The following is a 15664-nucleotide window of genomic DNA, read 5'->3' as shown; positions in this document are numbered from 1 at the left end:
ATATTAATTATTGGTTGAAATGATGAAATAAAGCGATAATTACAAAAGCTGCCGGAACAACCACTGCGAACCAGTAACCTACTTTTGCTAAAAATCTTGAGTATTTGTTGTACATCCCTACTGATTGAAGAGACGATGCAAACCCGTGCCATAAGTGAAATCCTAAAAGGATAAAAGAAATACAGTATAATGCTGTACGGATTGGGTCATGAAATTTGTGAACTAACTCACCATAATATCTTGTAGCATCTGGCGCTGTACCTGCTATATATTTGTAGCTAACTTCAGGAAACCAGAAATCATAAAAGTGCAATCCTAAGAAAGCCAAAATAACCAATCCAGAAATAATCATATTTCTAGAACTCCAAGAAGCGTTTGCAGCTCCGTTGTATTTAGCGTATGCAATTGGTCGTGCCGCGCTGTTTTGAGCCGTAAGAATAAATCCCATGATGAAGTGGAAAATTACCCCAAATGCCAAAATTGGCTGCATTACATACTGAATCAGCGGATTGTATCCCATAAAGTGAGAAGCCTCGTTAAAAACGTCTTCACTAATAATAGAAATAAAATTTAAGGAAACATGCAGCGCTAAAAACGTGATTAAGAATATTCCCGAAAGAGCCATAGCTACTTTCTTTAAGATGGAAGCATTCAATAGTGCAGATTGTGCCATAAGTGTTTAAGTAGTTTGTTTTAAAAAATTAGACAAAAATAACGCAATTACAAAAGAACTACAACCATTTCGTTGTTATTTATAATCATTTTAAAAAACATAACTTATAAGTACTTTTACGTATAAAAAATTATGCACCTCCAATTTATTTTATTATAAAATTTTGCAAACCTGAACATTAGCGATCATTTTTAACACAATAATTCACCAACAACAATTTCATAAAAGTTTATCAAATTATTATTTTATTCAAAGTTTTAATTTGTTTTCTTCAAAAGTGTCCTAAAACAGGATTTTATAAGAGTAAAAAATTGTCATTTCGACAACATAATTTTACCTTTAGCGCCTCAAAAAATAAAGAATGAAAACAGGAATTGATGCTATTTCGTTTGATGTAGCAAACATACATTTACCCATAAAAACTTTGGCTGCTGCCAGAAATATTGAACCAGAAAAATTAGAAAAAGGTCTTGGATTACTTAAAATGACTTTTCCAGACGTTCACCAAGATGCAGTGGTTTTTGGAGCAAACGCCTTAACCAAACTGATTACTGACAATAAAATCAACCTAAAAGAAATAAGCCGAATTTACGTAGGTACCGAAAGCGGCATTGACAGCTCAAAACCAATTGCTTCGTATTTAATTAGTTTAATGGAGCAGAAATTTGGCGAAGATGCTTTAGCCGAATGCGATGTGGTTGACTTTACTTTTGCTTGTATTGGCGGTGTTGATGCGATGCAAAACTGTTTGGATTTTATAAAACTAAATCCAACCAAAAAAGCAATTGTGGTAACCAGTGATTTTGCAAAATACGATTTAAACTCTGGCGGAGAATATACACAAGGCGCTGGAGCGGTTGCAATGCTGATTACAGCAAACCCAAAAATTATTGCTTTTGATGATAATTGGGCGACAAGCACAAAAGGTGTTTTCGATTTCTTCAAACCCTACAGAACAATTTCTAAAGACGACATTACCAAAAACGCCAACAACGATTCTTGGTTTGATAATTTAGAAGCTGAAATCGAAATCCACAAAGATCAGCCAGTTTTTGATGGCCAGTATTCCAACCAATGTTATATGGATCGTACGCGTAATGCGTATTTTTCATTCAAAAAATTAAAAAATACTACCGAGACTTTATACAATACTTGGACAAGTATTATCATGCATTTGCCATATTCTTTTCAAGGACGACGAATGTTGTCTGAAATTTACGCTTTAGACAGTGCCGAAAAAATTATTGCCGATGATATTGCGCCAGCAGATTATCAGACAAAAATTAAAGAAGTAGCAAAATCTGAGGATTACAAAACATTTGTAACCGAGAAATTGCAGCCTGCTGAATTGGCTTCTTCATTAATTGGAAACCTATATACAGGTTCTATTTTCATGGGATTGTTGTCGACTTTGGCTCATTTTTATGACACAAAGAAAGAAGTTGCAGGAACTAAATTCGGTTTCTTAGCTTACGGAAGCGGATCGAAATCGAAAGTTTTTGAAGGAACTATTCAACCAGAATGGCAATCTGCCTTGGCAAATGTGAAGCTTTTTGAAAACTTAGCCGAAAGCGTAGAAATTGATTTCAACACTTACGAAAGACTTCATAAAAAAGAACAAAAACAAAGCGTAAGAACTCCGAAAAACGAATGGGTTTTAGACCGAATCGAAAAAGAAATTCCTGTTTTAATTGGAGCGAGATATTATAAATGGGTGGATTAAATTTTAAAATTCCAATTTTTGAAAACCCAAATTACAAATAAAAACCGAAGCAGTAGCTTCGGTTTTTTTATTCTAACCACATAGTTTGTCCTCCTGAGCGAAGTCGAAGGAATCGCAAGTATTTCCACATGCAAAATCACAATCTTTGTAGAGCTACTAACAAGTCCTTCGACTTCGCTCAGGAAGACATACTTGATGCTAAAAAAACCTTTGTCAAAGTTTAAAACTTTGACAAAGGTCAGCTCGCAAACAAAAATAGCAATCTTAAAAACAAAAAGCTGTAAAACATTATTTTACAGCTTTTTTTATTTGATAAATGTGAGAGAAAATTTTTCTATACAACCTTTATTTACTGCTGTTTTCAACTTTTTGTAAACGATCTTTCAACCCATTAATCTCAGATTGTTGTTCTTTTACTGCATTAATAAGCACAGGTATCAACTCTGAGTAGGATATTGAATACAATGCCATATTTTCATCCTCTGGCACATTAACAGCTTCAGGGATAACCTGATACAAATCTTGAGCTAACAACCCTATATTACGACCTGTAACTTTTCCTAATTCTACCTTACCGTTTTGTATAGCATTCACTGTATGCATGTTATAGATTTTAGGCTCTAATTTCATTATTTCATTAAGACCATATTCAAGACTGCTCACTTCTGTTTTTAAACGTTTATCTGAAAGTTGGGTATAGGCTCCGTTCGAAGAAATAAAAGCTACTCTGTCTGTAAGTAAAGGGGCTCTCGTGCCAAAGAGGCTATAAAAAGAAAAACCTCCAGTACCGGTTCCAGCATAATTTATAAAGTCAGTCTCCCCTAAACCAACCCTCATTACGTTCCAACCAATAGCTGTGGCGTTAGTAGTAGATGGAAAAGAATTACCTCCATTTACCATTAGAGCACCATATACATCTAATTTAGTGCGAGGTTGTCCTCCAATTCCAACATTGCCCGTATTTGTAATACGCATTTGTTCTACTCCATTGGTCTTAAAAGGAAGATCAAAATTATCATTAGTACCTATTGTTTTGATACTTCCATTACTATTCCCATTAAGTATCCATTGAGGACTTGTGTCAACTTGTATTTTTTCACCATATGGACTAACTACAGTTTTAATTTGCGCTATTGCAAATACACTTTGAAACATTATCAGCAATAAAATAATCTTTTTCATTTTTCTTAAATTCTATTTTTAAATTATTAACTATCCGAAATTTACTTCATAGTTTTTCGCATCAGATTCATAACGGTATCTCGGTTTGCCTTTTCCATTATGGTATAGTCCTTCTTAATACTATCTGGTTTTATACCGCTCACAGTTCCGTTAATGCATTGTCGGATATAATATTTTGAAACCTTATATTTTAAAAACAAGGCTTCTAACACGGCAGCATCATAGGAATTGTAATTTTTTGTTTTACTTTTACCCATTGTTTTGTTTGTTTTAAAAATCGAAACAAATATAGAAGATAATTCTCAACAATCAAACAAATATAGAAGATAATTTCCTGCACAAATGAGTAGTATCCTTAAAAGCATACAGCAAATCGCTATCAACGAAGGCATTGGCATAACTAAATTAGAGCAAACAATTGGAGCTAGTAAAGGTGTTTTGTCACGAGCAATTGCAAGGAATAGTGACATACAAGCTAAATGGATTTTGAAAATTATTGAAAATTATCCCCAATACAACTGCGAATGGTTGATAAAAAACGAAGGACCAATGATTCGAAAAAACAATACAACCGAATCAGACACTATAATTTCTGAACAAAACATCAATTACAAAGAATTAGCAGAAGCTCGCAAAGAAACTATAGAGAGCATGAAGAAGGAAATTCTTTATTTAGAAGAGAAAATTGCTAGCAAATAAAAAACCGAAGCAATAGCTTCGGTTTTTTTTATTTACATACAGTTTTGTCATCCTGAGCGAAGTCGAAGGAATTGCAAGTATTTTCACATGCAAAATCACAATCTTTGTAGAGCTACTAACAAGTCCTTCGACTTCGCTCAGGAAGACATAATTGATGCTAAAAAAACCTTTGTCAAAGTTTAAAACTTTGACAAAGGTTTTATCTAATGATTAGGCATTTACTTTAAAAAAAGTCGAAATTTTCGGCAACAAAAAAACGGCAAGTTTTAACTACTGCCCTTTTTTATTTTTGCCTAATACATATTTATACTCCCAAGAAAATAACATCTAAACGATTTCTACCCGCTAGAGCCGCTGGAATAGTAAACGGAGCTCCGATAGCTGCAACAATTTTTATCCCTATAACATCTCCTTGGTTAGCCAAAACAATAGTTGGATAGTGAACATTCAAATAATTACCAGCTGTTACATAAGCATAAGTTTCATCACTTGAATATAACACTCCGTTCACACTTACCATAACATAAAAAGACTTCATTTCAGAAACAGATAGATTGTAAAAGAGACTATGAAAAATCAATTCATACTTTCCTGTGCTTGGCACTGTATAATCATTAATCCCCGGAATTGAAGTAGCCACATTACCCAGCAAACTTAAATCAGTGGTTAGATTACCCTTAAAAGATTTAAAATTAGACTTTTGCCCTTCCTGCCAAGTAGCTACACCATCTGCATTACTTGTCAACACCCTTCCTGCTGCCTCTGTTCCATCTTTTACTTGCAAAGCTCCGGCATTACTACTACTAATCTGGACTTTTGCATTTGTTCCGCCAGTCAAAGGTGTTGTAGTATTAATCAAAACCTGTCCTGTAGAAGTAACACGCATTCTTTCTACGTTATTAGTTTCAATTGGCAAATCAAAAGCGTCATTTGTTCCAATTGCTTTTACAGCACCATTATTATTCCCGTCAAGTATCCATTGAGGACTTGTGTCAACTTGTAATTTTTCACCATATGGACTAACTACCGTTTTAATTTGTCCTATTATGAATCCGCTCTGAATTAATAAAAGAATACATACAATCTTCTTCATATTAGTTTTTTTTAATATTAAATTCAGACGAAAGTATATTTCTTATACTTCAAAGTTTCCCTGTAAAAGTTTTTAAACTAATAGAATAGGACATTTTATTAATCCTTATTTATTGTTCCGTATAATTTTGATTTCATTTAATTCTGGTATTTTCAGTGTGTATTTAGTCTGACTAAAGCGTGCAATTACCTAGAAATCGTAAACTTATTATGACTCAAAGTAAAACCTAGATTTTCATAAATCGTCACGTTTTCTATTCGTTTTTTGTTTGTAGTTACTTCTATGCTTTTAAGATTATTTTCTTGAGCATATTTTAGAATTTCATCAATGAGTTTTCTTCCAACACCTTTTCCGCGGTGGTTTTTATCAATAAAAAATTCTTGAATTTCACCAACTAAACCGCAATGATGCAGTAAATTTTGAATGTGAAAAGTTATAAAACCCAAACTTTCATTTTCATCTTCTGCAATTAAATAAACATTGTTTGGTTTCGAAATATTTGAATTGAATATTTCACTGAAAACTTCAAAATCAAAAACCTCAGTTTCGAGTTCGCATATTGATTTGTAGACGAAATCTAAATCTTGTCTTTCAATTTTTCTGATGTTGATTTTTGAATTCATGTTTTATAAATTACCGTAAACCACGATGTAATCTGCATAAGCTAATTTATCATTCAGCCAGTTTATTAATTCGAACAGAAATCTTCTTTCTTTTTCATTATGAGTTTCAATTCTGCTTATCTTTTCAACAATAAGTTTACAGATTGCATTATCAAAGAAATTATGACCAATTTTATCAAATTCATCTTCGATAATTCCGTTCCATGGATTTTTAATTGGAAAGACAGACTGAAATGCTTTCAAAACAATCTCAAAATCTTCTGATGAAATAAAAACATCGTTTCTTTTTTCGGTTTTATAAAATTCTCCTTCTGCATTTTCCGGCCATAAAATAAACCCGATTTTTGAATCTCCATTATTACCTGTTGAAATTACAACTGGTTTCTGATTGATTCTTTCAATTGCTTTCGCGACATCATAATTGCAAATTTGATATTCTTTTCTGGCAGTTTCTTCTTCACAATCTGTCTTTTTGCAGATTTCGATAATGTTTTGATTATGAAAATCTTGTTCGGCAAGCGTTATATCGTCATTATTATTTTTAAGCAATTCAATGGCCTTGTTTAAAGGAATTGAGATTTTGGTTCTGAGTATTTTTATGTTTTCGATATTCATTTTATTTTTGAAAATCAATTGTTTTTTGGCTAAAGCCGATTTGCTTTTTGCTTTATCTAACCTCCAGCTAAAGCAGGAGGCTATTCAAAAACATTTTCGTTTCAAACTAGGTTAAAAATTAAACTCTCGTTTATTTTTTTCTAAATCGATTAGCCATTCTATTTTTATATACTTCGTACAATCTTTTTTAAGAATATCTGTCCAGTCAAATAATATTGCCGATCCTCCTTTTTCCACTTCTCTTTTCACAATCTGACCAGTTTGTTTGATTCCTTGAGAATCTTGCGCAACAACATCAAAAATTATATTTTTTGTCTTTGACAATACTGAATATAATGTAATTAATCTTCTAGGATTTCCTGGTAATATGTTTACTTTTGTTTTTTTATGAATCCACTCAATTTCATAAATTTTCTTAGCATACTCACTTTTTTCATTGGCATTTCTTTTCAAATATTCTCCAACAGTAATAGGAAAAAATCTCCTTCTAAACTCAGATTCCCTAAAATGTTTTGCATACGTTAAAGGTTTATAGATTATAACATCTTTATGCTTTACTTTTCCACTGAATATATCTATTAAACTAGATTCTGCCTCGTACGAAACAGGATGATTATCAAGATATATCAAAACTAATTCCCCTTCTCTCAACTCAAAGGGCGGAATGAAATATTGATCTGTTTGTATTCCTTTGTTTTCTAGGATTAACTCTTTCATTTATTTGGATAAAAAAATCTTTTTAAAATAATTTTAATGTATCAAGATTACACAATTCTAAATTCAAAACCAATTCGATAGTCAGAAAAATTGTATCCTAATCGATCAAAAAAATATTAATCTGAAGATTATTATGACTATTCTCATTTTGGAGTTCCTAGTGCGATTCTTCGTTCCTCAGAATGACAAACATTGCGCAGATCCCTCGACGTTGCTCAGGACGACAAAACAAGACTTAAACTTTGTGTTCCTCAACTTTTGCTAGCAAAAAAACAATCGTTGCGTACTTTGCGAAAAACCTTTGCGCTCTTTGCGTTAAAAAAATTTTCTGTCTTAGCGCCTTCGTGGCAAAAAACATCTCAACAAATAAGAAAACTTTAATAAATCAATTTCATGCTATTTACTTAAAAAACGTAATTTTGAAATTCGACTCGAGCGACAGCGACAGGCGAAGCAATTTCAAAAACGAAACAATTATGAAATATCATCAAATAAACAGCGCTCTTTTTATAAAAAACCGCAGAAAATTCATGGCAGAAATGAAACCTAATTCGGTTGCCGTGTTCAATTCAAATGACATTTACCCAATTAGTGCCGACAGTACTTTACCTTTTGCACAACACAGAGATATCTTTTATCTAAGCGGTGTAGATCAAGAAGAAAGCGTTTTGCTTTTGTTTCCAGATGCGCCTTATGAGCACCAAAGAGAAATTCTCTTTTTGAGAGAAACTAATGATCATATCGCAGTTTGGGAAGGTGAAAAATTGACTAAAGAACGTGCTTTTCAAGTTTCTGGAATTAGAACGGTTTATTGGTTACAAGATTTTCATAAGATTTTGAACGAAATGATGACGTATGCCGATACGATGTACATCAATACCAACGAACATTACCGTGCAACTGTTGAAACAGAAACTCGTGAAGCTCGTTTTGTAAAATGGTGGAAAGAGCGTTATCCAGCTCACAATGTTGCCAAAAGTAACCCAATTCTACAAAGATTGCGTTCTGTAAAAGAAAGCGAAGAAATCGATTTGATTCAGCATGCTTGCGATATTACAGAAAAAGGCTTCCGCAGATTATTAGGATTTGTAAAACCAAATGTAACAGAATATGAAGTTGAAGCGGAATTAGCACACGAATTCATTCGTAACCGCTCTAAAGGTTTTGCGTATACACCAATTATCGCTTCTGGAAACAATGCGAATGTTTTGCATTATATTGAAAACAATCAGCAATGTAAAGAAGGTGATTTATTACTATTGGACGTTGCTGCTGAATATGCTAATTATTCTAGCGACATGACGAGAACGATTCCAGTTTCTGGACGTTTTACAGATCGTCAGAAAGCAGTTTACAATGCTGTTTTAAGAGTTAAAAATGAAGCTACAAAAATGTTGACTCCAGGAACTCTTTGGAAACAATATCATGTGGAAGTAGGTAAAATCATGACGTCGGAATTACTTGGTTTAGGATTAATTGACAAAGCCGATGTTCAGAATGAAAATCCTGAATGGCCAGCTTACAAAAAATATTTCATGCACGGAACTTCTCACCACATGGGACTTGACACACATGATTACGGATTACTTCATGAGCCAATGAAACCAAATATGGTTTTCACGGTTGAACCTGGAATTTACATTCCAGCAGAAAAATTCGGAATTCGCTTGGAAGATAACGTTGTGGTTCAGGAAAAAGGAGAACCTTTTAACTTAATGCGCAACATTCCAGTTGAAGCTGATGAGATTGAAACCCTGATGAACGAATAAAAAAGCAAAGCCCTTAATAGTAATTATTAAGGGCTTTTTTAATTTATAAATCGGTTAAATTATCCGATTTTTGAAATCTGAAGATCTAATTGAAATTTACCATCAGCTTCGTTTACATTAATTAGTTCAAAAAGCTCTAAAGCTCTTCTTGCATTTTTCTCTTCTTCTCTTTGCTCCGCTACATACCACATCATAAAATCTTCTGTGGCATAATCATTTTCAGCTCTACATTTTGCGATTACTTTATTAATTGCTTGCGTAACTGCAATTTCGTTTTGTAAAGCAATTTCAAAAACGTCTCTAAAAGAAGCAAATTCTTGCTGTACTTCAGGAACCGATGGCGTAATAGCAATCCCTCCCATGTCTGTAATGAATTTAAATATTTTTAGAAAATGCTCTCTTTCTTCTTCGGCTTGCTTATATAAATACGAAGCTGTATTGTCAAAACCGTTTCTATCCAACCATGCAGCCATAGCTAAATATTTGTTAGACGCATCACTTTCTATTTTTGCTTGTAAATTCAATATATTTTCTACGCCTTCAGTTAATGACGTGTGTGTTCTTAGTAAATCTTTCATAACCTTAAATTTTAGTACTTGTAAAATTACAAAAATTAAAGGACTCAAGCCTAACTGCTTGAAAATTTGGATTTAATCTAAGTAAGAATCTAAATAAGCTCAACATTTACCATACTGCAAAGCATAGAATGTAAATTGAGCGTAAATTTTGTTCCGTTTAATAAATCTCTAAGCTGGACTATTTCACAGATGGTAAGATTTCTAGAAAAGTTTCTTTTGGTAGTTTCAATCAACTGTGCATCAGATTGATCAGACAAATCATAAAGCATATTAAGAATATCAACGTTATTGACTTTTCTTTGAAAAATCAAAAAATCATGAATTTTATAACTTGACACCGTATCAACAAAATTGATAATTATACTATTGGTCAAATCACATTGGTAACTGTATCCTTTTTCGGTTTCAAATAATACTTTGGTAGTCAAATCGCTAACTAATGCCATTCTGATAAAATTATAACGTTGCAAAAATATAGAATTAAACGCAATTAAACGCATAATTAAGACTAATTTAAAATAACAAACTTCAATTATATTTTTAAATATCCTAAGAGAACCAATAAATACAGCGTTCAAAAGAACCATTTGGCTAATTTTAAAACCACTATTTAGAAATAATGTAGACAAACGAAATAGTTAGATCTCATAGAAAAGTGACAATCGTTTCTAATTTTTGAACTCTATAACGTATATTTTTAACTGAATTGAACTTCTATTCCTTATATGATTTTTCAATTACTAACTTTGCATTTTACATTTTAAAAACATCATTTTGAAAAATATTTTATATAAAAACACCAAAATATCTTTTACCGATTCAGGAGAAGGAACTGCAATTGTTTTACTTCATGGTTTTCTGGAAAACAAAAAAATGTGGACCGAGTACGGCTCTTTTTTCTCCCAAAAACACCGTGTTATTACCATCGATTTATTAGGTCACGGCGAAACCGATTCTTTAGGTTATGTACATGGAATGGAAGATAATGCCAATGTAGTAAATGCTGTTTTAGAAAGTTTGAAAATAGAAAAAGCCATTATTCTTGGACATTCTATGGGCGGTTATGTGGCTTTGGCTTTCGCCGAATTGTATCCAGAAAAAGTCGAGAAAGTAGTGTTACAAAATTCGACTTCTAAAGAAGACAGCAAAGAGAAAAAAACAAACAGAACCCGCGCTATAAAAGCTGTAAAACAGAATTACATAAACTTTGTTAGTCTTGCGATTGCTAATTTATTCAGCGAAAACAATAGAAATCGTTTAGCAGAAGAAATCGAAAAAGCAAAAATCGAAGCTTTAAAAACGCCTTTGCAGGGAATCGTAGCATCACTAGAAGGAATGAAAATACGAAAAGACCGAGAAGACTTACTTCGAAAAAACCAATTCCCGGTTTTATTGGTTTTAGGAAAAAAAGATCCTGTTTTAAATTACGAAGAAAATCTTTCGCAGATTGAAGGCACAAATGTACAGTTGGTTTCATTTGAAGACGGACACATGAGCCATATTGAAAACAAAGAAGAATTAAAATCAGTTCTTGTAGATTTCTTCAATTAATTCATAAAGCAGAAAAGGCCATTCTGCTAAGCAGAAAAGCCTTTTCTTCATTGTGGGGGCAAAAATTATAATTTTGTGATAATGTCTTTTTTAAATTTTGACAAAGTCGCTCTTGTTAATCCAAGATTTGCTTTTTTGGCATCAACAGCAAGGTAAATAAAATAATTACCATCTTCAGAAACATCTATAATATGAATCTGATCTGTCAATGTAATTAAAATATCATTGATTTTTTGGCTTAGTCCTAAAGCTTTAATGGCGTTTAATTTTGCTTTTACAACTTCTAGATTGTAAGCAGAAGCTAGTTCAGGATCAAAATCCGGGTTTACAGAAAGTGAGCAGTAAGACATTCCTGTCTCAACCTCAGTGACTGAAACGGCAATAAATCCGTGAACATTTTCTCTTAAATCATTTTGAAAATTCTGTAAAAAATCTGACATGAGTATATATAATTTGGTTTAAATTAATTATTGAAAATAGTATCCATTTTTCTAAGCAACAGACCCATTTTACTAATGTCTTTAGAAAGAAGCGCCACACAATTATCATCTTGACTTTTGTTTGCTACTACAATTCCATCGTTGTTTTTAATCATTACTTGTTTTAAATCGCCGTTATTAACGTCCTCAGACATTTCAAGACACATTTTCAAAATCATTCCAATCATTGCAGCTACATTTCCGTCGTATTCTAAATTTACAGACTCAAGTAAAACTCCGTCTATGTTAAAAGTGATTCCAGATTCTGCTCCCGTTTCTTCTACAAGTGTATTTAAATCAACCATATACATTAATTTTGTTAAAGTATCAAAGTTATTTTTAAAAAAAAGAATAGTTCCCTAAACACTTGTTAAAAAACAGACGATAGCCAACTAACTGACACACTTTTATTTATCGTTTAGTTAAATGTAAATTTTAAAAGGAAATCTTTAAAAATATTTAACAGAAAAAATATATTTTACCGAAATTCTAACTATTTATTTGATAAAATTCAATACTTCCTTTAACATTGAGCTTTGTCGTAGATTAATCGAAGTTTTTCTTAAATTTGCGAAAAATTTTTCCAATGAAAACAGTTGACGAATTGCGTTTTGACTTAAATGTAAAACTAATGAAGTTTAGAAGATTTCGTTTTGAGAATGGGCCTATCAACAATCCTAACTTGGAAGAACCTGCTAAAAAAGGCTTCTTTAAAAAAATATTTAGTTAAAAACTACTTACAAAAAACCGCAATTATTACTTTATAATAAATGCGGTTTTTTCTTTTAAATCTGAACTTTATTTTTTCAGATAAACAATCATCGTTTACTTTTGGGATTACATTTTTAAAATTCCAATTCTAGAATCATAAACTTCAGTCTCCCACAAAGTCTATTTTTCGTAAAGAGAATATTGTAATTACTCTTCATCCAAAAAGTAGGTTTTAATACATATTGAATAGATATAAAAAAATCCTTAATAAGACGATTTTTTTATTAGAATCTACGCCGGATTGATTGGTTATTACATTTTTTAAATCTATTCAAAATCCCAAAATATACTGATTTTGTTTATCGGAGGTTATTTTACCTTCACTGAAAAACGCTGAAAAACTTAAAATTTGAATCCGTTTTAGAAATACTTAAATAGTCGTAATCGTTATACTTTTTCTTCAAAAGGAAAATTGGCATCAAATATTTCATTTAAAAGCAAAACGATTTCTTCTAAATAATATTGAAGCGTATTATGGGTTACCGTAATATCGAGATCTTTTTCTGCTCTAAACCCAAAAGGGAGAAATCCAGATTTCAAATTTTTAAAGGAAACAATCCCTACTTCGATTGGCGTTTCTCCAGCTTCTTTTTCAAACATAAAGGCATAAGCTAATACTTGAATAATTTTATCGTTTTTAAGCTCTTCTGTTAATCCATTCCATGATTTAAGCACAACGTTAGTTTTCTCTACTTTTCCGGTCTTATAATCAATTATTCGTATTCTTCCGTTACGAAGTTCAATTCTATCAACATTTCCTTTTATTAAAACCGGAAATGGCAATTTCGGATGCGTCAGTTCGCGCTCAAAAGTCTGCTCCAAAGCAATAATTTTAATTGCATCTCCATTTTTAATAGACTCTAATTCCATTTTAAGAAAATTAGAGACATTTCTCTTGGCAACTTCAAATGCTAAAAGATTACGACCTTTTTTAATTTCTCCTTCTTTATAAACCAGTTTAAATTGCTTCAACACTTCGTCATCCAATAATTTAAAACCATTTAAAAGATCTGTTTCCGAAATAAATTTTCCAATAAAGGGCTCGTACAATGCTTTAAGCGTTTCGTGAATAATGGTTCCTAAAGTATTTAAAGCAATGTTTTCTTCTACTTCTTCGACTTCTCGGATACGAAGGATTTTTTGAAAGTAAAATTCAATTGGATTTCGGATATAACTGGTCAGCGCCGAAGGAGAAAATCCTGTTAAGGCGATTTCTTTTAAGCGTTCCATCACCGCTTCCGACTTTGGAATCACCATCGGCTGATAAGCCGTTGTTGGAAGAACAGGATTATAAATATCAAAAGTAAGATTATGTTGTTTTTGTTTTTCAACTTCAAGCTGGGTAATAAAACGGCTTCTTTCTCCGGCATCGAGTCCATCATTTTCTGTATTATAAACCAGATAAATGTTTTTTGCTCTTTGCAATAAATGATAAAAGTGATAGGTATAAATAGCGTCTTTTTCTTTGTAAGTCGGCAAGCCTAATTCTTTTTTTACATCATATGGAATGAATGAATTCTGCGATTTACCAGCGGGAAATTTACCTTCATTCATCGAAGTTACAATCACGGTTTCAAAATCCAGGACACGGCTTTCCAACACCCCCATGATCTGAAGACCGCGAAGAGGTTCTCCTTCAAAAGAAACTTCGGCAATATCAATAATCTGCTTGTAAATAGCATGCAGCGTATCGATATTATCGATGTGTTTGTGTTTGGAATAATAATTAATCAGTTTATTGATGACTTTAAAAACAGCATATACAAAGGTCTTTGCTATTTTCTCTTCTTGATTATCGTTATTAAAATTACCTTTTATTAAAAGTAAAAGTGCAGAAATATTTTCCAAAACAGCAATTGATCCTTTGTCCCATTTTTCAAACAACAGCAAGAAAAGTTTCGAAGGATTGGCATTGAGTTCTAAAAGTTTATTGAGCGTAATAAAAGTATAATTGTTCTCTTTGATGATACGGACTAAATGACTGCAATTTGCATACGGTTCTACTAATGGATGAGTTAAAACATCGAGTACATCTTTGTAATAAAACACATAACTTCCACCTGTACGCGACAATGCTGTAGTATGCATTTTGAAAAATTTCGCCACTAATATCTGCGACGGATTATTCTTTCCAGAATATCCCATTGTAATATTGAGCGCTCCCACAGAAGCAGGAAGCGAATTCAAAACCGGAATCAGCAGATTTTCTTCTCCTAAAACCACCGCAACTTTATCGAGCGAAGCAACAGGATTTTGATTAATTATATCTTCAATAATACTTCCTGCTAATTTTGCCTGTCCAATTGTTTTTGGAGTACCAATTATCTGTATGTTTTTTGACTGCGAAAAATCGTCGACAATCCATTCAAAAGGATGTGATTTATAATGTTTCCACTTTTCTTTAAATCGACGCAGAAAAAGCCCCGCATCGTGAAAAGGGTCATTTAGAAAAACCTGATCTGCATCCCAATAAATTTTGGCTTGATCTAGTGCTAAAAGATGCTGTACTATTTTTTCTTCAGCGGCATTTAAAGCATTAAATCCTGCAAACACAAAATTGCGATCTTGAATAGTATTCGAAAAGTGATCCAGATTATTAACTGCTTCCCTATAAATTAACCCTTGGTATCCAATAGATTTATTTAATAAATGACCATAAAGAGATTCATAGTACAAAGGAAGAAGTTTCCAGAAATCAATATAATTTTCTAAAAGTTTGGTTTTGTTTTCTACTTCTATTCCCCATCGTTTAATATCTTCAATATCTTTCAGATAAGATAAAACATGTGAAGGTTCTAAAAGATAACGATCGATTTCATTAAAATCCTGTAAGAGTGTTTTGGCCCAGTTTGCAAACAACTCAAAAGACTGTTGGTGTTGCTTTTCTGTAATTGATAAATAAACTTCATAAAACTCAAACAAAAGTTCGATTGAATCAATAGAACGAATTGCTGCTACGTCCTGCACAAAATCTTCTATACTCACAATTTCGGGAGAAAGAATCGTTTTTGATGTTGCTTTTTTAAGAGCTTCAATAAGGAAAACTTTAGCTCTTTTATTAGGAAGTACGATTGTAGTTTCAGAAAGTCTTTCTGAATAGTTTTGTATTACGACACCCGCAATTTTTTCTAAGAAAGAAGTATTTATCATTGTATAAAAATAAAAAAAGCCATTCAATTAAGAATGGCTTT

The 15664-nt window shown here is 32.3% G+C and carries 17 protein-coding genes; 5 read left to right on the top strand and 12 right to left on the bottom strand.

Going from position 1 to position 15664, the window contains the following annotated elements; translation table 11 throughout:
• Positions 1-7: 7 nt before the first annotated feature.
• On the bottom strand, positions 8-673 hold the full coding sequence (locus P2W75_RS06880) for a succinate dehydrogenase cytochrome b subunit (protein ID WP_276379756.1): 666 nt from the start codon (positions 671-673) through the stop codon (positions 8-10).
• A 361-nt stretch (positions 674-1034) separates the two neighbouring features.
• Between P2W75_RS06880 and P2W75_RS06875 the strand changes: the two genes are divergently transcribed.
• Positions 1035-2396 carry a hydroxymethylglutaryl-CoA synthase family protein gene (locus P2W75_RS06875; protein ID WP_276379754.1) on the top strand — a complete coding sequence of 454 codons (1362 nt, stop codon included), beginning with the start codon at positions 1035-1037 and terminating at the stop codon, positions 2394-2396.
• 345 nt (positions 2397-2741) lie between these two features.
• Here the strand turns inward: P2W75_RS06875 and P2W75_RS06870 are convergent, their stop codons facing one another.
• The gene (locus P2W75_RS06870; RefSeq protein WP_276379753.1) at positions 2742-3578 is read right to left on the bottom strand and encodes a tail fiber domain-containing protein; all 837 of its coding nucleotides are present in this window, start codon (positions 3576-3578) and stop codon (positions 2742-2744) included.
• Between the two features lie 41 nt (positions 3579-3619).
• Positions 3620-3835, bottom strand: a complete 216-nt coding sequence (locus P2W75_RS06865) for a hypothetical protein (RefSeq protein ID WP_207294427.1) — start codon at positions 3833-3835, stop codon at positions 3620-3622.
• Positions 3836-3920: 85 nt separating this feature from the next.
• Here P2W75_RS06865 and P2W75_RS06860 point away from each other — a divergent pair, with 85 nt between their 5' ends.
• Positions 3921-4277 (top strand): hypothetical protein, encoded by a 357-nt coding sequence (locus P2W75_RS06860; RefSeq protein WP_207294426.1) that lies wholly within the window; start codon positions 3921-3923, stop codon positions 4275-4277.
• 304 nt (positions 4278-4581) lie between these two features.
• Here P2W75_RS06860 and P2W75_RS06855 read toward each other — a convergent pair whose 3' ends face one another.
• The 4 genes from P2W75_RS06855 to P2W75_RS06840 form a co-directional block, all read right to left on the bottom strand.
• Positions 4582-5370, bottom strand: a complete 789-nt coding sequence (locus P2W75_RS06855; protein ID WP_276379751.1) for a hypothetical protein — start codon at positions 5368-5370, stop codon at positions 4582-4584.
• 185 nt (positions 5371-5555) lie between these two features.
• Entirely contained in the window at positions 5556-5993 is a 438-nt protein-coding gene (locus P2W75_RS06850; protein ID WP_276379749.1) for a GNAT family N-acetyltransferase, read from the bottom strand.
• A gap of 3 nt (positions 5994-5996) precedes the next feature.
• Complete coding sequence (locus P2W75_RS06845; protein WP_276379747.1) at positions 5997-6608, bottom strand: hypothetical protein; 612 nt, start codon at positions 6606-6608, stop codon at positions 5997-5999.
• 111 nt (positions 6609-6719) lie between these two features.
• Positions 6720-7325, bottom strand: a complete 606-nt coding sequence (locus tag P2W75_RS06840) for a hypothetical protein (protein WP_276379745.1) — start codon at positions 7323-7325, stop codon at positions 6720-6722.
• A 476-nt stretch (positions 7326-7801) separates the two neighbouring features.
• Here P2W75_RS06840 and P2W75_RS06835 point away from each other — a divergent pair, with 476 nt between their 5' ends.
• On the top strand, positions 7802-9094 hold the full coding sequence (locus P2W75_RS06835) for an aminopeptidase P family protein (protein WP_276379744.1): 1293 nt from the start codon (positions 7802-7804) through the stop codon (positions 9092-9094).
• 59 nt (positions 9095-9153) lie between these two features.
• Here P2W75_RS06835 and P2W75_RS06830 read toward each other — a convergent pair whose 3' ends face one another.
• Positions 9154-9672, bottom strand: coding sequence for a ferritin (locus tag P2W75_RS06830; protein WP_207294418.1), 519 nt, complete (start codon positions 9670-9672; stop codon positions 9154-9156).
• A gap of 89 nt (positions 9673-9761) precedes the next feature.
• Positions 9762-10118, bottom strand: coding sequence for a hypothetical protein (locus P2W75_RS06825; protein WP_276379740.1), 357 nt, complete (start codon positions 10116-10118; stop codon positions 9762-9764).
• Between the two features lie 328 nt (positions 10119-10446).
• Here P2W75_RS06825 and P2W75_RS06820 point away from each other — a divergent pair, with 328 nt between their 5' ends.
• Positions 10447-11223: an alpha/beta fold hydrolase gene (locus tag P2W75_RS06820; protein ID WP_276379738.1), complete on the top strand. Its 777-nt coding sequence runs from the start codon at positions 10447-10449 to the stop codon at positions 11221-11223.
• 65 nt (positions 11224-11288) lie between these two features.
• Here the strand turns inward: P2W75_RS06820 and P2W75_RS06815 are convergent, their stop codons facing one another.
• On the bottom strand, positions 11289-11663 hold the full coding sequence (locus P2W75_RS06815) for a hypothetical protein (RefSeq protein ID WP_207294415.1): 375 nt from the start codon (positions 11661-11663) through the stop codon (positions 11289-11291).
• A gap of 23 nt (positions 11664-11686) precedes the next feature.
• Positions 11687-12007, bottom strand: coding sequence for a hypothetical protein (locus tag P2W75_RS06810; RefSeq protein ID WP_207294414.1), 321 nt, complete (start codon positions 12005-12007; stop codon positions 11687-11689).
• A gap of 281 nt (positions 12008-12288) precedes the next feature.
• On the opposite strand from P2W75_RS06810, the gene P2W75_RS06805 reads away from it, so the two are divergent.
• On the top strand, positions 12289-12432 hold the full coding sequence (locus P2W75_RS06805; RefSeq protein WP_207294413.1) for a hypothetical protein: 144 nt from the start codon (positions 12289-12291) through the stop codon (positions 12430-12432).
• A gap of 428 nt (positions 12433-12860) precedes the next feature.
• Here P2W75_RS06805 and P2W75_RS06800 read toward each other — a convergent pair whose 3' ends face one another.
• Positions 12861-15623, bottom strand: coding sequence for a PD-(D/E)XK nuclease family protein (locus P2W75_RS06800; protein WP_276379736.1), 2763 nt, complete (start codon positions 15621-15623; stop codon positions 12861-12863).
• Positions 15624-15664 lie beyond the last annotated feature (41 nt).

Source organism: Flavobacterium sp. H4147 (assembly GCF_029360735.1).
Lineage (GTDB): Bacteria > Bacteroidota > Bacteroidia > Flavobacteriales > Flavobacteriaceae > Flavobacterium > Flavobacterium endoglycinae.
This window is presented reverse-complemented; position numbering and strand designations above follow the sequence as displayed.